We start from the raw sequence: 16598 nt of genomic DNA, 5'->3' as shown, positions 1-16598 counted from the left end.
GATGGCTGACACGCGACCGTATCCAGACGAGCCGGCCGGACCGTTCCCCTCGCCGCCGACGACCGTCGAGGACCGAGAGGGCCGATCGATCGAGATCACGGCGTCCGACGATTTCGCGGACACGTTCGAGGACGTCGTCGACATGTACGTCCAGTTCGATCCCACCGACCGGGCACAGGGGATTCCGCCGACCGGGGAGGAACGCATTCGCAACTGGCTCGAGACGATCGCCGACGAGAGCGTCAACGTCGTTACCCGCCACGGCCAGGACGTGATCGGTCACGCGGTGCTCGTTCCCGACACCGATGACCCGTCCGCTCTCGAGGACAACAGCGAGGTCGAGTGGGAGCTCGCGATCTTCGTCCTGCAGGACTACCAGCGGGCCGGGATCGGGACGAAACTGCTCGAGCATCTGCTGGGACACGCGAGCGACATCGGGATCGAACGCGTCTGGTTGACCGTCGAGCGCTGGAACAACCCGGCGATCGCCCTCTACGAGCGAGTCGGGTTCGCGTCGACCGGAACCGAGAGCTTCGAACAGGAGATGGCGATTCGGCTCGGGTGAGCGGGCGAGAACACGATTTCCGGCGACTGACAGGGCGGGCTACACTGACAGAACGGGCTGGCTCGCGTAGGCCAGAACGTACTCGGCGACTTTCTCGAGGACTTCCGCCGAGGCCGCATCGGTGACGGGCTCTCTCGGGAGGACGATGAAGTCGGCGTCGATCTCGTCGGCGGTATCGAGAACGACGTTACCGGGGTGGCGCGTTTTTCGCGTCTGGGAGAACCCGTCGTCGACGGCTGTTACGAACGGAACGTTCGCGTCGTCCGCAACGTGGCTGAGGTCGTCGAAGAACCCCTGCGTATCCGCTGCGATGGTGTCTTCGTCGACGGCACCGGCGTTCATTCCCTGCACTACGCCGCGACCGAGTACGAACAGCGCGTGGACCGACGCGTCGTAGCGGTCGGCAACGGCAACGGCGCACTCGAGGGCGGTGGCGGACTCGTCGCTTCCGTCGACCGGTGCGAGAACGGTGTCGACGGTAAACGGCTCGCTATCGTCCATACCGGGTGGTGTGTCCCCCGACGCAAAAAAGCCACCCCCCAGTTCCCGGCCGCGTGATGTGTTACCGGGGCCAGTCGCGATCGCGATGGCGAACCCGTCACCGACCGTGATAGCGCGCCGACGCGGCCCACCGTTCGCCGAGCGTCGTTCGCCAGTCTTTCGGTCCCATCCGGCGGGACGTGCCGCCGGTATTTATGCCGCCTCGGCCGTAACCACCGCGTATGTTCGATACGGTCGTGGTTGCCACCGACGGCTCCGAGAGCGTCAAACGAGCCGTCGATATCGCACTCGATCTCGCCGATCGCTTCGATGCCGACGTCCACGCCCTCTCGGTCGTCGACGCCAGCGAGGTCGACGCCTCACCCCAGCAGCTTCGGGACGAACTGCGAACCGCCCTCGAGACGACCTCCGACGCCGCACTGGCGACCGTCGAGCAGCGGGCTGGTCGTGAGGTGACGACCGCCGTTCGCGAGGGCCGACCCGCCGCTGAAATCTGTGGCTACGCCAGGGAGGTCGACGCCGATCTGGTCGCGACCGGTACCCGCGGTCGCCACGGCGAGAACCGGTTGTTGCTCGGCAGCGTCGCGGAACGCGTCGTCCGCACCTCGCCGGTCCCCGTCCTCTCCGTTCGACAGCTCGAGCCGGCGGCCGAGGCGGCGGAGGACGGGTCGGCGGCCGACGTCTGAGTACGGTCACACCGACCGTGTCGGTGGCCTGAAAGCGAAGACCGGCGATTACTTCCCCGTTCGGCGTTCAGGATGTGCCATGTACAACGAACTGATCGACAGCGGCGATCTGTCGATCTCTCGCAAGTCGATTCTCCCGGGAACCGGCTTCTTCCTGCCTGACGACCTCGAAGACGATCTCGAAGACGAACAGACCGCGGCGGCGCTCGAGGGGGCCGAGGTGGCCGTCATCGCCGACCCCGACGCCGACGGCCTGGCCTGCGTGGCGCTGATTCGGGAGGCCTACGACGACGTCCAGAACGTGCCGGAGCCGGACGCTGCTGACGAGCAAACTGACGCATCGGACGCGGCCGACGCTGTCGACGACGCTGACGAGGAATCCACCGTTCTCGCCGGCGACGTCGACAGCCCGCTCGAGGAACCCGAGCCGACGCCGCACAACGTCGCACTGATCCCCGCCAGCCCGCACGACGTCGAGGACGCCCTGGCTCGCGTCGCCGAGTACGGCGATGCTGGAATCGACATCTTCGTCTGCGACCTCGCGCCGGACCGGTTCGAGTACGTCGAGGACGAACTCGAGGCGGCGCTCGAGACCGCGGCGAGCGTCTCGTGGTACGACCACCACCAGTGGGGCGACGAGGTCGCCACGGGCGTCCGCGACGCCGGCGCCGAACTGGTCGTCGGCGACTCCGATGAGGAGTGTAGCGCTGACGTCGTCTACCGCTCGCTCGAGTACGAGTTCGGGCCGATGTACGAGGAACTGGCGACGGTCACGCGCGATCACGATCTCTGGCTGCGCGAGGATCCCCGAAGCGACGACTTGGCCGACTACGCCTACTGGACCGACCCGGCGGAGTACGTCGAGGTCGTTCGCGAGTACGGCGTCGATCTTCCGGAGTGGGTCCAGGAGTACATCGCCGAGCGCCGGAAGGAGAAGAACGCGCTCATCGACCGAGCGGTCGGCCGGTCGGAGCTTCGCGAGATCGGCGGCTACACGGTCGGGATCACGTACGGCCGCTGCTCGCAAAACGAGGTCGCCGAAGCGATGCGCGAACAGGGTGCCGACGCCTCAGTAATCGTCAAACCCGCCGGCTCCGCCTCGATCCGCGGCACCGACGAGTTCCAGCTGTGTCACGAGGTCGCCGGAAAGGTAAACGGCGGCGGTCACCCCAAGGCCGCGGGCTGCAAACCCGACATCTACGACGATATGCTCGACTACGCGACCCACTGGACCTCCCGCGGCGCGGTGACGAAACAGGTGATCCTCGGCGCGTTTCAGGAGGTTCTCGAGGAAGCCGACGCCGAAGACGCCGACGCGGCGGCCGACGACGACTGATCGACTCGAGTACTGCGTCGGTCCCGTCGGTACTACACCGACTCGAGGACGAATTCGGCTTCGAAGGAGAGCTCCGCCCCTGGTGCTCCTTCGCCCTCGCTGTAGGTGAGGATGTCCGCGATCCGATAGGTTCCCGGTCCCGGAGGCACCGTTTGATCGGGATAGTGGGCCGTCGAACCCTGAAGAACTTCGTACTGCCGGGAGAGCGTTTCGTCCGGTTGGATCGGCGTAATTGCGCCGATATCACACCTGGTCCAGCCGGAGCCGTCGAATCCGTAACAGCCTTCCTCCTCGTACTCCCGCCAGAGCAGAAACTCGTCATCTTCGTCGACCGACGCCGCGCGTACCATTCCGAACGGCGGCACCGTCCCCGAAAACACCTCCTGAACCGTCGAACTGACGTTCGTCAACTCGAGATCGATCGCGCCGGGACCGTCTTCCGAAACGGCTGCGTCCGTGATCGTCGCACCGAACTCGATCGCGGGCGAGCGGTCCGGATCGACGTAGTGTAACGTGAGCCCGACGTGCGTGGCCGTTCCCGTCGTAACGCCGGTGACGAAGTCGACCGTCTCAACGGTTTCCTCGAGTCCATCGGGAAGCGTCTCCGACCGCCACTCGCCGGTCTCGATGGTGACCTCGAGCGCCTCGCGAACCTCGTCGTCGTCGACCTTGGAGATATCGACGACGACGCGCTCCTCGCCCGTTCGCTCCTCCTCCCGCGTGACCGCGTCCGCCGAGTACGACGCCGACCGCTCGAGAGCGTAACCGCCCGACGGCCGATCGACGCTCGTCGACGCCGTCAGATCGGTCAGTTCGAACTCGCCGCTCGCCCCGGACGGCGAGGACCGAATCGACGCCGACTCGAGGCAGCCGCCGAGAGCCCCCGAGAGCCCGATTCCAGCGCCGGCGAGGTACGCTCTCCTGTTCATAGAGGCTCGTCGACAGGGGCCGTATAAGATCTGTTGGAAGGTCAAATTCCGCTTTGAGCGTGGAACGGTGCGAAAACGGCCGCTCGGACGCGCTCGGTCACCCTCGAGAGAGTACGTACCGCATCACGAGTTGCAGGACGTGGACGAACACGCCGGCGACGGCGACGTAGACGCCGATCGTCTGCAGCCCGATCGAGGCGTCGCGGTTGTCGCGCACCTGCCAGATCTCGTAGCCAAGTCGGAGGATAAAGCCCAGGAAGATGAGGACGAATCCGACCAGCAACAGGGTCTGCAGGACGAACGTCCCGACGAGGATCACGCCGATGCCGCCGAGGAAGGCGTAGTTCGCAAACCGTCCCCAGTGTTCGAACGTCGTCGAGCGGGCGTAGACGTAGCCCGACACCAGCGCCGTCATCAGCGCGGTGACGATCGCCGTAATTCCCAGCACCGTAAGCTGGGTCTCCTGCGGGACGATCGAGAGGATTCCGGCCCCGAAGGTCCCGAAGGCCAGTTGGAGGACGACCATCCCGACGAAGGCGATCCACATATCACCGCCCTTGATCCCGCGTTCGGCGAGTATCTCTCCGCCCGTGATCGCCGCCCCGTAGACGAGCACGCCGACGATCGGGAACGAGAACAGGTAGTCGTTGACGACCGCGAGCGGCGTCGCCGCGAAGACGTACATCAGCGCGACGGTGATCGCCATCAATCCGGTCGCGCCGCTGATCACCTGCACCTCGCGACTCGAGAGGCCGAATCCGCGCTCGGAGTTCTGGGGCGTTTCGAAGGAACTCATCGCCGAACGTAGTCGGTCCGGTCGCAAAAGGGTGGTCCTTACAGAGAACAGCAATCGGACCGCGACTCGATCGCATTCGTTCCGGGTATTCGAATCCCCTCCGAGTTTGTAGCACTCTCCGCGCTCGTGACCGTCCGCGCGTTTACGGTCGCCTACGCGTTCGTGGCGTTCCACCGATCCGAGTACGCCGTGCCACACGTACACTGCGCGTAGGCGTGAACGACGTCTCCCTCGGCGTAGATCCCGCCGACGTCCTCGTTTTGCTCTTCGGCGAAAGCGAAGACGAACTGGACCGCGTGCTCCTCGCCCTCGGTCGCGTCCGGGCACGTCCCGTCGGCGAGGTCGTCGTCGATCGCCCCCTCGAGATCCATCGCCGACTTGGCGAACTGCATGGCCTCCATGTCGGTCGCCGCCTGGAACGCGTTCCGGCCGCTCTCGCCGTCGACGACGATCACGATTCCGTCCTCGACGCGCTCGCCGAAGCGCTCGAGTCGGTCGTCGGAAACGTAGGAGTCAGCCAGGAACAGCGCCACGTCGTCCGGTCGCTCGCCGGCGAGGAACTCCTCGCGTGGGTCGGTCATGGACTACCATCGTCGCTCGAGGTGGAAAAAGGGCGCGTCATCGGGCAGCGGGGTTCGGTTCGCTCGAGCGATCGCCGGTGCAAGCGATCACCGCACTTCGCGTTCTCCGTCTCCGGCGCTTTCACGCGAGGCCGTCGACGGTGCGTACTCAAACCTCGAGATCGGACGCGGCCAGCATAACCCCCAGCGCTTCTTCGGGCGACATGTCGTCGTCGAGTTGGCCCGCATACCACGTCAGGAGGTCCACGAACACCTCGCGAACGTCGTGTGACGTCGCGTAGTGGTGGGCGATCTCCCCGTCGGTTTTCAGCGCAATGTCGATCCCGTGAGGTTCGGCCGCGTCGGCGAGAGCCCCGCGTGTACGGGCGGACGATCCGGACTCGATCCCGACGGTGTCCGCGGTTCGGTCCTCGAGATCCGTGCCGGTTCTACGGGCGTGACCGGTCAGGGCGGCGTTCGTCGCAGCGGCGTCGTCCGACTCGTCCGTGCGAACGAGATACCGGTTGTCACCCAATTCGGCGACGCCGTCCTCGAGCGAAAGTTCGTCGGGGGTGAGAACGCCGTCGTCCGGTGTCGGGTCGGAGGTCATCTGTCGATGCTACGTGCGTGCGTGAGGGTTGTAAGTCTACGGCTCCCGAACGGGTTCTCAGTCGTCGCTTTCGTTATCGACCGTCTCGTCGGCGTTCGAGTCGTCGCTAGTTTGGTTGCCGTCGTCGGGGGCGCTATCGTCGTCCTCGAGGTCTTCCGCGTAGACTTTCGAGTTCATGATGTTGTTCCAGAGGGTGATCTGGTTCATATCGAGCCCGTCTTCGGTGGTCTCGTTTCCAGCGGTCCCGTTGCCGGCAGTCTCGTTCCTGTCTGGGGTGGTCGATCCGTCGATATCCGACTCGTTTTCGTCGCGTGCGGTTTCGTCGCTGTCGAACTGGTGGACCCACTCGGAGTTGATTCCCCAGCCCAGCGCCTGACCATCGAAGGGGTTCGCGATCTCGGTGTAGAGAAACTCGATCTCCGAGCCGCGGCGAATCAGCGCCCGTTTGTAGACCTCGTAGATCAGCCAGATCTCCTCGTCGGACTCCTCGACGGCTTCGGCCTCGGAGCGATAGGTGAGGTACAGTTCGTCGTCCTCTCGAGCGAGTTCGTCGACTTCGATGCCGTTCTCCTCGAGGAAGTAGTAGAACTCGCCGGGCGACCCCTCCCGAGGATCAGAGGGGGGTTCGGGTTCGATCTGAGTGCTCGACGTGGTGTCGACCAGCGAGCCGAGACAGCCGGCCGTGACGGCCGTCGTGGCCGTCCCGGCGGCCGCGCCGAGAAAATGCCGTCGAGAGGGGGTCCGAACGGAATCGTCCGTCATGTACTGCTCTCCGCACGGATCTCGCAAAAAGACCCGGACGATATCGAACGCTGAGTCGGAACGGAACTCGAGCCGTGAGTCGCCTCGGACGGGAGTGACCACTACCGAGATTCGCCATCGGTTTCGGGTGGAAATGATACCGTATCGGCTTCGGGATCGAGAATGTGACACGCGATCCGGGACCATCTCGTCCGTCGGATCGTGTGAAGTGTCTAGACGTTGACGACCGTCTGGTTGCCGCTGACCGTCTGTGGCATCGTCACGCCGTAGGTAAACGTCGCACCGGACTGATCGACGATCGCAACTGTCGCACTGTCGCCGGGCGAGAGCGGATCAGTTCCGGTCGTCGCATCCAGATCGATCGAGAGCTCGAGCCGGTCTTCCGTACTCGTCAGCGAGCTCTGAACGGTCCCATCGGTCGCATTAACCGTGCTGAATTCCTCTCCAGCCACCGAATCGGGATTGGTTTCGTGAGCGAGGGTTACCGAATCGACCTCACTCGTGTACTGGATTGTTGCGGACTCCATGTCGATCACGTCGGAGCCGGCCGATTTCTTGATGACCAGATTCAGATCCTGGTACGGGTCGCCAGGGGTACCGGTCTCCGCGTAGGCGTGTACGACTTCGATCTGGTTCGCCACCGCCTGTTGGGTTTCCGAACCGGTATCGGAGGCCTGGCTCTGGAGCGAACCGGCCGTATTGATCAACACGCCTGCCGCGATCGCCGCGACCAGCACCATCGCGATGAACACGATGAGCGTCCCGATCCCGACCTGTCCGCGTTCGTCTTCGGCTGTGATTCGTTCGAACATTATTATACTTCCACGACATTCGCGTCGTCGCTAAACGTCTGCGGGACGGTCACGCCGTAGGTGAACGTCGCACCGGACTGGTCGACGATTTCGACCGTCGCGCTATCGCCAGTTCCCATCGAGGAACCCCCGTCAACCGCCGTGAGATCGATCTGCAGTTCGATTCGATCGTCGGTGTTTACGAGCGCCGTATCGGAGTCCGTTCCAGCAAGCCCACTACTGGTGAGTGCACCGTCTCCCAGCTCGAGCGTCTCTGACGTGGTTTCACTCGTGAACTGCACCGTCATCGAATCGAGGTCGATCACGTCGGAGCCGGCCGATTTCTTGACGACCAGATTAACGTCGCTGATACTACTATTCCCATCAACGTCTCCGTATGCGTGAATAACCTCGATCTGGTTCGCCACCGCCTGTTGGGTTTCTGAACCGGTATCGGAGGCCTGACTCTGGAGCGAGCCGGCCGTATTGATCAGTACACCTGCCGCAATCGCTGCAACCAGCACCATCGCGATGAATACGATGAGGGTACCGATACCCACCTGGCCACGTTCGTCGTCGTCTGTTATTGTTTCGAACATTATGCGTACACCCTGCGTGCCCTCCTCGCCGACAGCGCGTCACACCGCGTGTAACGCACTCGAGAATCCGCGTGGACGCTCCCTTCCGGCCTGACGGGGCGAGCCCGTCGCTCCCTCCGCGGGCGTGGCGACGGAATGTCGATTGGGTCCCGTCGAAGGCCGGAGCGTGGCGAGATGGTTGGCATCACAGTATCTGGGGATGCACCCCGGCGGAGACAATGGCTAGGGATACTATCAAGCTCTGTACGGTTTCAGCGGGCGTATCGAGACTCGACTCACGTCTCGAAACGGCGGGCGAACTCGAGCGTACACCTTTAGGAACTTGCCCATTACTGAGGAGTAGTATGACCGTTCGATCCGCGACTGGAGACACGCCGTCGGCGGGTATCGCCGATCTCGAGACGGCCGTAGCGCCCGCGCGAATCGAACCGACGAGTCACGACACGTAGGAGATCATGAATTTCGGACTCGAGCACTTCCGCAACGTTATCGAAGACTTCCTCACCAGCAGTGGGGGTCGCCGCGGTCGCGAGCGCGAGCAACGTCGAGAAGCGGACGACGAGTCGCTCGACGACGCGGACGCCGCTGCTGGGGAGCAGTCTCAGGGGAGCGAAACGGCGTCCGACGAGACGGACGACGAGAGCACCGAGTCCGACTCCGCGAAACGGAGCGACAGCGGCGGCGGCATTTTCAGCCGCGGTTCGGATGGCGACGAGGACATCGACGACCTCTACTACCGAATCGAGGAACTCGAGGCGGAACTCGAGTCCAAAAGCGCTCGACTCGGTTCGGTTCGGGACTCTCAGGAACAGGTCGCGGATCAGGTCGAGGAGGTAAACGAAACGGTTCGCCAGCTTCTGGGCGTCTACGATATGGTCACGGACGACGTCAACCCGTTCACCGGGGCGGGCGAAGAGCGAAACGGCTTCGGCGTCTTCGGCGAGGACGAAGCCGGTGACGAGAGCCGGACGCAGGGCGGATTCGATCTCGATGCGACTGAGCAGCCCTCGAGCGGCGACGAGACGGTCTCGTTCGACGACCTCAAGGGGGTAATCGAGGACGCGGCGGAGGCCCAGTCCGCGGGCGGGCGGACGATCACGTTCGACGAGGACGAGGAACCGGACGATACGCATGTCGAAGTGCGGGCGACCGAGAGCGTCGACCAGCCGGCTGATGAGCCGTCCGACGCAACAGCGAGCAGTGACGCCACCGACGCCGCTGCCGCCGACGAAGATGACGTCACTCTCACGGCGCTCCCGAACACGTACGCGACCGACATTATCGTCTTCGAGTGGCTCACCCAGTTAGTTCGGACGGCCGGTTCGGCGGCGACATTGCGAGCCATCTCCTACTACGCCGAGATCGGCTGGATCGACGAGAGGGTCAAAACGCACCTCGAGGGCGTGCTCAGCGGTCCGGATCTCGATATTCACGTCGATCCGGGGACGGCACCGGAGGAGCTGACCGCCGAGGATCACGCCGACAGCTACACGTACATCATGAAGATACGGGAGATCCACGAGACGAAACGGGAGGTCGAACCGAAGCAGTCGGCGGGATCGGGGCCGGGACCGTGACCCGACTCGAGAGGTGATCACGCGTGGGATTCAGTACCAGCGGGGCGACGGCAATCATCTTCGTCGGCGTGCTCATGGCCGCCGGCATCGCCTATCCGGTCCTCCAGACGGCCCACGACGAACGGCTGACGGCGATCGACGACCGCGACGATCGGACCCTCGAGATTTACAATAGCGACCTCGCGCTCGAGGAGTCGAGGTACAACGAGACGGAGCGTGCACTGACGGTGAACGTGACCAACGCCGGATCGACGACGCTGTCGGTGCCGGCGACAGATCTCTTGGTCGACGGGAAGTACGTGGAACTGGACGACGGCGATACGCTCGTCGACGGAAGCGAGCGCAGGGAGCTCTGGCAGCCAGGCGAAACGCTCTCGATCACCGTCGAGGCCGACCGGCCCGAACGGGTGAAGATCGTGACCGAACACGGACTCGCAAAGACGCTCGAGGTGTGATCGATGGCAGGCGAATCCGTTTCGACGCTGATCCTGTTCATCGCGGCGATGCTCGTCGCGGCCACTGTCGCCGGTACGCTCGTCACGACGGTTACCGATATTAGCGGGTCGATCGACACGCACAGCGGCGACGTCAGCGACCAGATCGATACCGACATCGAGATCATCAGCGACCCCGGCAGCGACGCGGTGTACGACGGCGACACCGTCTCGATCCTCGTCAAAAACACCGGCCAGAAGACGCTCGCCGTCGACGGAAGCGATATCGACGTTCTGGTCAACGGCGAGTACGTCACGAACTCGGTGACGGCTACGGTCTACGGGGATGCGGGCGACTCCAGTTTGCGCAGCGGCGAGGTTGCCCAACTCGACGTAAGCGACCAGACCCTCGAGACGGGCGAGGAGCACCGAGTCGTCGTCATCGCTATCGGCGACCGGGAAACCCTCGAGATCTACGTGCCCTAATCATGACTGACTACTACTCCATCGGACTGACCGACAGTGATCGCGTGAACACGGCTATCGGTGGCGGCATCCCGGAGGGGAGCATCGTGCTCATCGAGGGTGAAGACGGCGCTGGCAAGAGCGCCCTCTCTCAGCGCTTCTCCTACGGGATGGCAACCGAGGACGCGTACGTGACCTACATCTCGACGGAACTCGAGTCCTGGGAGTACGTCCAGCAGATGCACTCGCTGTCGTACGACGTCGTCGACCTGCTGTTAGACGAGCAGCTGCTCTTCCTTCACGCGAACGTCGACACGCACGACGAGGGGAAAAAACGGCAACTGCTCGCCCGACTCGCGAGCGCGGAAACGCTCTGGAAAGCCGACGTCGTCTACATCGACACGCTCTCCGCGCTGTTGCGAAACGATCCCAACTACGAGGCCGTTATCGACGAGGGGAACGAGGATCACGTCATCCAGCGGCTCGTCACGTTCCTTCGGCAGGTGACCATGCGGGACAAGACGATCGTGTTGACGATCGACCCGACGAGCGTCCGGGACGACGCCCTGCGTCCGCTGCGAAACGTGGCCGACGTGTACTTCCAGATCGAGACGAACGCGGTCGGCCAGGAGATCCGCCGGAAGATCCTCGTGCGTCGCTTCCAGAACATGAAAACGCCGGTCGACGATTCGATCGGCTTCAACGTCCAGCAGGGGCGTGGCATCTCGATCGTCAGTCGGACGGTGGCGTAAGATGGCCGACTTCGGCTCCGCGCGACTCGAGAACGAACTCGACGCGCTGGCGGACGAGCACCCGCACCTTCGACAGCACCTCGAGTGGTTCTACGAGGAGTACAACGAGTACCCGAAACTCATCGACGAACCGAGCGGCGAGTGGGAATCCAACCGGCCGAACGTCATCTACGAGGCCGAGGCTCCGATCTTCTGTCACGTCTACGGTGACATGGGGATCTCCACGACGTACTACTGCGTCGAACCGACCCTCGAGGACGAGGATACGGCGCTGTACAACAAGATCCGCCAGCGAATCCTCGATAAGAGCGTCACTCGACCGGCCCCGAGCGACAACGAGGAGTTCGAGGAGCACCTCGACGAACTGCTCGACGCCGTCGTCGAGATCACGTCGGGGATAACCGGGCAATCGATCGGCCGACTCAAATCGTTCGGGTCCAGCAAGATCTCCCTCTCGCGAGACCAGTTCGATCGGCTGCGCTACCAGCTACAGCGGGACATCGTCGGACTCGGCCCGCTGGAACCGGTGATGGCCGACACGGCAAACGAGGACATTCACGTGATCGGCCCGAAGCAGTGTTACCTCGATCACGGCACCTACGGCATGATCTCGGCGACCGTCGACTTCGGCACGCCCGAAGAGTTCGAACAGTGGCTGCGAAACATGGGCGAGCGGATGAACCACCCGATCAGCGACTCGGATCCGGTCATCGACGCGACGCTACCCAACGGGTCGCGTATCAACATCATCTACTCCGACGACGTCTCCGTCCAGGGACCGTCGATGACGATCCGGCAGGGCGAGGAGATCCCGCTGTCGATCTTCCAGATCACGAAGTGGGGAACGCTCAGTCCCGAACTCGCCGCGTACCTCTGGCTCTGCCTCGAGAACGAGCAGACGGTGTTCGTCGTCGGCGAGACGGCTTCGGGAAAGACGACGACGCTGAACGCGATCCTCTCGTTCATCCCGCAGGATTCGAAGATCTACACCGCGGAGGATACGGCGGAAGTGTTGCCGCCCCACGACACCTGGCAGCAACTCCTGACGCGCGAGGGATCGGGTGACGAGTCGGCCGACGTCGACATGTTCGATCTCGTCGCGGCCGCCCTCCGTTCGCGGCCGGACTACATCATCGTCGGCGAGGTCCGCGGAGCGGAAGGGCAGATGGCGTTCCAGGCGGCCCAGACCGGTCATCCCGTCATGTTGACCTTCCACGCGAGCGACATCGTTTCGATGATCCAGCGGTTTACCGGAGCCCCGATCAACGTCCCGGAGACGTTCATGGACAACTGCGACGTCGCCCTCTTCCAGAATCGGGTCAAACAGGGCGACGATGTCCTCCGCCGCGTGACCTCCGTACAGGAGATCGAGGGCTACTCCGACTACGAGGGCGGCGTCGTCACCCGGCAGGCGTTCAAGTGGGACCCTCGAGACGACGACGTCGCCTTCACGGGCCGGAACAACTCCTACGTTCTGGAGGAACAGATCGCGACCCTGTTGGGCTACCAGGACACCCGGAAGATCTACGACGAACTCGATCGGCGTGCGGAGATCATCCGTCAACTCATCGACGCCGACGTGCTCGGCTACCACGAGGTCAACGACGCGATCGCCGACTACCAGCGCGACGGCCTCGAGGGCCTGCCGATCCAGATCCGCGGGCTCAACCAGTTCGCCTGAGCGACGACCGACCCACACCACCGCCAATGTCGACAGATTCCCACTCCGCGCCCGATATGAGCGCCCGTTCGGTACTCGAGTCGCTCAACGTGGCGTATGCGAACATGGAGATGTCCACCCGGCGATATCTCCTGATCGCGCTCGCACCCGCATTCAGCCTGTTCGTCGGGGCGATAGTGGTGGCGATCGTCTTCGGCCTCTCGTTGTTCGTCGCGATTCCCGTCGTGTTGCTCGGCCTGCTGGCGATGGTGGTTGCGATCATCTACCCGAAACTGTCCCAGGATCGCAGGCGAAAGCAGGTTCGCCAGCGCTTTCACCTCTTTTTGACCCACATCACCGTCCTCTCGATGACGAACATCAACCGCGTCGAGATCTTTCGAACGCTCGCGGAGGAGGACGAGTACGACGCGCTGGCCGAGGAGATGGGACACCTCGTCGCGATGGTCGACACGTGGAACCAGAGCCTCGACGACGCCTGTCGGATTCGAGCCAAACAGACCTCGAGCCCCCTGTTGACCGACTTTCTCGAGCGACTCGCGTACACGGTCGGTGGCGGCCAGCAGATCAGCGACTTCCTGATGGAAGAGCAAGATACGATCATCCAGCAGTTCGTCACGCGCTACGAGGCCGACCTGGCGAAGATCGACGTGATGAAGGAACTGTACATGTCGATGATGCTGTCGGTGGCGTTCATCCTCGTCTTTGCGATCGTGTTGCCGATTCTGATCGGTACGAGTCCCACGCTACTCATCGCCGGGACGATAGCCATGTTCGCGATCGTCCAGGTCGCGTTCGTCTACGCGATCCACGTCATTTCGCCGTACGACCCGCTCTGGTACATCGAGGACACCGCCGGATCTACCCCGCTCGATCGAATCCCTCGAGCGCTGTTGATCGGCGGCGGAAGCAGCCTCCTCCTCGCGGTGGTCGCCGTCGGCGTTCTGGTCGGCGCGGTCCCGTCCCCCATCGAGGTCCCGGTCCCGATTCTTCTGGCGACTCCGGTAACCCCGTTGCTCTACCCCGGCTGGCGGATGCGCCAGGAGGAACAAAAGGTCAAAGTCCGCGACGGGGAGTTTCCCAGCTTTATCCGGGCGCTCGGAGCCGTCGAGAGCGTCAAACAGACCTCGACTGGAAGCGTTCTCGAGAGCCTGCGAAAGAAGGATTTCGGCGCGCTAACCGACAACATCGACGCCCTCTACAAGCGACTCAACATGCGAATCGACAACGTTCAATCGTGGCGGCTGTTCGCCGCCGAAACCGGCTCTTACCTCATTCAGAAGTTCGGCGACATGTACGTCGTCGGCCGACAGATGGGCGGCGACCCGAAGGAACTGGGCAAGGTGATCAGCCAGAACCAGAACGAAGTGCTCAAAGTTCGCGAGCAGCGCCAGCAGGCGACGACGACGCTAGTCGGGGTCCTGTACGGTATCACGGCTGCGAGCGTCTTCGCCTTTTTCATCGGTCTCGAGGTCGTCGAGATCATGATCGATATCACGGGCGAGATGAACCTCGATCAGGGAGATGCGAGCAATATCGCCGGTTCGTTTCTCCACACGAGCCAGTACAACCTCGTCGTGATCGAGTACCTCCTGATCGCGACGATCTTCATCAACGCGTTGCTCTCCGCGATCATGATCCGCATGACGGACCGCGGCCACATCATCAGCGGACTGGTCCATTTCGTCTTCATGAGTTGGCTCGGTGCCATCATCGCCGTCGTCACCCAGTACGTGGTCAACTTCGTCATCAGCGTCTAGCGTAACTGCTCGGTAGGTGGTCGGTTCAGCCCCTGCCAAGTGGTGTCGCATCCGTTTTTCGAGCGATACCGGCGTGACACGCGCGCTCACCGGGGCTCTCGTCTCGTCCAGATCGCCCGCTGAGTTGCTAGTTGAAAACGATATGTACACTCTCCGCACACTTTCAGTATGAACCGTCGAGCGGTCCTCGGCTCCGTGGGTACCCTCATCAGTGTGAGCGAACCGGAGTGAGCGATCGGTCGATCCGGCCACCTCCGTCAGTTTCGACGAGAGCCCGCTATGGCCGGTTTCGGCGTAAAACCGTCGCAGAACCCGCCAAGCCGGCGACTCACCGTTCGTAATCGAACGAACCTTCTTGATAGTTCCATCACTGTCATCGGTATAGATCGGCCACGTCGGCCAGCTACCATGTCAGACTCAAATCCCTACCTCGAGACCCTCGAACGATCGGCCGGGCGAACCGACGCGACCATTCAGTGGGCCCGGTTTCTCGGCGAGACGTTCGGGACCACGGGTGCACTGAACTGTCTGCGCTACTACGAGGATATCGGCTGGATCAGCCCGCTCGTCCGCGACCAGATGACGTCGTACCTGCGCGGCCTCTCGCTCGGCGAGATCCACAACAAGCGCTACGACGAACCGACCACCCTCGAGTACCCCCTCGAGTCGCTCAGCGGGACGCTGTTTAGCGCCCACGCCCAGAGCCTCGAGTACGTTGCGAGGATCAGGGGCGACGATCTTGAGGAACACGTCATGATCGCCCGGATGGCCGAACGGCGCGTCGAGCGACAGATCGACGAAGACGAGGAGGCCGACGAGCAAGACGAGATGGTCAGTATCATCCGCGATGGGGGGGCGACTCACTGATCATATATTTGGAAAGTGGCCAATAGATTTATCAGAGGTAACGTGTTATGGGAAGGAATTGCACTTCTAATTATATATCTCTCCCTCACACCACAAATGTTATTTTCCATGACCGTATTCTCCGTATTCCTAACCAACGATGAAATAATTAGTTATTATATTATTCAGATACTATTTAATTATTAAACCTGTGAATGTCTAATACCCTGTCGTTTAATATCTGTCCGTGCCAGGAACTCAATAGTCGTGATTGGTGTCGTATCCACTGCTCCGTCGGTAGTGCGTGGCCGACTGCCGTGTACGCTCCACTCACGAACCCCCCAACTGGTGATCGTTAATGCGTGAGGATACACCCGATACCGAGTCCGTACTCGACCAACTGTCGAGGGCGGCGGCTGCAGACAATCAGTCGGAATCGTACGACATTTCTTTCGGAGCTGCTGAGAAGTCGACCAAAGACGTCGAACACGAACTTGACGAGTTGATGGCACAGGTAAACGGCGCGTTGCCGACGGACGACGTGCAGTTCGACGAGGCGATTATCAAGGAGAACCTCGACGAAATTCTCCTGATGCTCATCGCTCTGCACGAAGAGACTCACGGGAAGGAACTCCTTTCGGATCTGACCCACCTCTTCGGTGCCCAACTCAGTCCGGGTACCGTCTATCCGGGATTGCACAATCTGGAGGAAGCGGACGTGCTCTCGATGCACGCAAAGGTTCGAACGAAAGAGTATTCGATCGCTGACGAGGAGTACGTTCGAACGACCGTCGAGCGAACGATGGTTCAACACCTCGCATTTGGGCTGTTACTCTATGCGTTCTTGCCGCGGCTCTAAGCAACGACGCTGTTTCACAACCCGTCGCGTTCTTCCGAAGACGTCGTTCAGCCACCGCGATCCGAACTCTCGCTCGAGGACGGTGGCTGTAC

Annotated in this window: 19 protein-coding genes; 11 read left to right on the top strand and 8 right to left on the bottom strand. The window is 62.5% G+C overall.

Annotation, left to right across the window (positions count from 1 at the left end; all coding sequences use genetic code 11):
• Window position 1 precedes the first annotated feature (1 nt).
• Window positions 2-565, top strand: a complete 564-nt coding sequence (locus DWB23_RS05350) for a GNAT family N-acetyltransferase (protein WP_121741742.1) — start codon at window positions 2-4, stop codon at window positions 563-565.
• 39 nt (window positions 566-604) lie between these two features.
• Here the strand turns inward: DWB23_RS05350 and DWB23_RS05345 are convergent, their stop codons facing one another.
• A complete protein-coding gene (locus DWB23_RS05345; RefSeq protein ID WP_121741741.1) occupies window positions 605-1066 on the bottom strand; it encodes a universal stress protein in 462 nt (153 codons plus the stop codon).
• A 221-nt stretch (window positions 1067-1287) separates the two neighbouring features.
• Here DWB23_RS05345 and DWB23_RS05340 point away from each other — a divergent pair, with 221 nt between their 5' ends.
• Together DWB23_RS05340 and DWB23_RS05335 are read left to right on the top strand one after the other, a co-directional pair.
• Complete coding sequence (locus DWB23_RS05340; protein ID WP_121741740.1) at window positions 1288-1752, top strand: universal stress protein; 465 nt, start codon at window positions 1288-1290, stop codon at window positions 1750-1752.
• 79 nt (window positions 1753-1831) lie between these two features.
• Complete coding sequence (locus DWB23_RS05335) at window positions 1832-3088, top strand: DHH family phosphoesterase (RefSeq protein WP_121741739.1); 1257 nt, start codon at window positions 1832-1834, stop codon at window positions 3086-3088.
• 32 nt (window positions 3089-3120) lie between these two features.
• Here the strand turns inward: DWB23_RS05335 and DWB23_RS05330 are convergent, their stop codons facing one another.
• The 7 genes from DWB23_RS05330 to DWB23_RS05300 form a co-directional block, all read right to left on the bottom strand.
• Window positions 3121-4017, bottom strand: coding sequence for a hypothetical protein (locus DWB23_RS05330; RefSeq protein WP_121741738.1), 897 nt, complete (start codon window positions 4015-4017; stop codon window positions 3121-3123).
• A 97-nt stretch (window positions 4018-4114) separates the two neighbouring features.
• Window positions 4115-4813 carry a hypothetical protein gene (locus tag DWB23_RS05325; RefSeq protein WP_121741737.1) on the bottom strand — a complete coding sequence of 233 codons (699 nt, stop codon included), beginning with the start codon at window positions 4811-4813 and terminating at the stop codon, window positions 4115-4117.
• Between the two features lie 152 nt (window positions 4814-4965).
• Window positions 4966-5394, bottom strand: coding sequence for a DUF5807 family protein (locus tag DWB23_RS05320; RefSeq protein ID WP_121741736.1), 429 nt, complete (start codon window positions 5392-5394; stop codon window positions 4966-4968).
• A gap of 148 nt (window positions 5395-5542) precedes the next feature.
• The gene (locus DWB23_RS05315) at window positions 5543-5983 is read right to left on the bottom strand and encodes a DUF7500 family protein (protein WP_121741735.1); all 441 of its coding nucleotides are present in this window, start codon (window positions 5981-5983) and stop codon (window positions 5543-5545) included.
• A 57-nt stretch (window positions 5984-6040) separates the two neighbouring features.
• Window positions 6041-6745 (bottom strand): hypothetical protein, encoded by a 705-nt coding sequence (locus tag DWB23_RS05310; RefSeq protein WP_121741939.1) that lies wholly within the window; start codon window positions 6743-6745, stop codon window positions 6041-6043.
• A gap of 212 nt (window positions 6746-6957) precedes the next feature.
• Window positions 6958-7557, bottom strand: coding sequence for an archaellin/type IV pilin N-terminal domain-containing protein (locus tag DWB23_RS05305; RefSeq protein WP_121741734.1), 600 nt, complete (start codon window positions 7555-7557; stop codon window positions 6958-6960).
• Between the two features lie 2 nt (window positions 7558-7559).
• Window positions 7560-8135, bottom strand: coding sequence for an archaellin/type IV pilin N-terminal domain-containing protein (locus DWB23_RS05300; RefSeq protein WP_121741733.1), 576 nt, complete (start codon window positions 8133-8135; stop codon window positions 7560-7562).
• A gap of 455 nt (window positions 8136-8590) precedes the next feature.
• On the opposite strand from DWB23_RS05300, the gene DWB23_RS05295 reads away from it, so the two are divergent.
• The 8 genes from DWB23_RS05295 to DWB23_RS05260 all read left to right on the top strand — a co-directional run bounded on the left by DWB23_RS05295 (window position 8591) and on the right by DWB23_RS05260 (window position 16506).
• Window positions 8591-9712: a FlaD/FlaE family flagellar protein gene (locus DWB23_RS05295; protein ID WP_121741732.1), complete on the top strand. Its 1122-nt coding sequence runs from the start codon at window positions 8591-8593 to the stop codon at window positions 9710-9712.
• A 23-nt stretch (window positions 9713-9735) separates the two neighbouring features.
• Window positions 9736-10167: a flagellin gene (locus tag DWB23_RS05290; RefSeq protein ID WP_121741731.1), complete on the top strand. Its 432-nt coding sequence runs from the start codon at window positions 9736-9738 to the stop codon at window positions 10165-10167.
• Window positions 10168-10170: 3 nt separating this feature from the next.
• On the top strand, window positions 10171-10632 hold the full coding sequence (locus DWB23_RS05285; RefSeq protein ID WP_121741730.1) for a flagellar protein G: 462 nt from the start codon (window positions 10171-10173) through the stop codon (window positions 10630-10632).
• 2 nt (window positions 10633-10634) lie between these two features.
• Window positions 10635-11363, top strand: coding sequence for an ATPase domain-containing protein (locus DWB23_RS05280; RefSeq protein ID WP_121741729.1), 729 nt, complete (start codon window positions 10635-10637; stop codon window positions 11361-11363).
• A gap of 1 nt (window position 11364) precedes the next feature.
• Window positions 11365-13044, top strand: a complete 1680-nt coding sequence (locus DWB23_RS05275; protein ID WP_121741728.1) for a type II/IV secretion system ATPase subunit — start codon at window positions 11365-11367, stop codon at window positions 13042-13044.
• 26 nt (window positions 13045-13070) lie between these two features.
• Entirely contained in the window at window positions 13071-14801 is a 1731-nt protein-coding gene (gene flaJ, locus DWB23_RS05270) for an archaellar assembly protein FlaJ (RefSeq protein WP_121741727.1), read from the top strand.
• Between the two features lie 408 nt (window positions 14802-15209).
• A complete protein-coding gene (locus DWB23_RS05265) occupies window positions 15210-15668 on the top strand; it encodes a FlaD/FlaE family flagellar protein (RefSeq protein WP_121741726.1) in 459 nt (152 codons plus the stop codon).
• Between the two features lie 337 nt (window positions 15669-16005).
• The gene (locus DWB23_RS05260; protein WP_121741725.1) at window positions 16006-16506 is read left to right on the top strand and encodes a helix-turn-helix transcriptional regulator; all 501 of its coding nucleotides are present in this window, start codon (window positions 16006-16008) and stop codon (window positions 16504-16506) included.
• The last annotated feature ends 92 nt before the right edge of the window (window positions 16507-16598 follow it).

This window comes from Natronorubrum halophilum (genome assembly GCF_003670115.1).
GTDB lineage: Archaea > Halobacteriota > Halobacteria > Halobacteriales > Natrialbaceae > Natronorubrum > Natronorubrum halophilum.
Note: the sequence above shows the minus strand (reverse complement) of the source record. Positions and strands in the feature narration are given on the sequence as shown.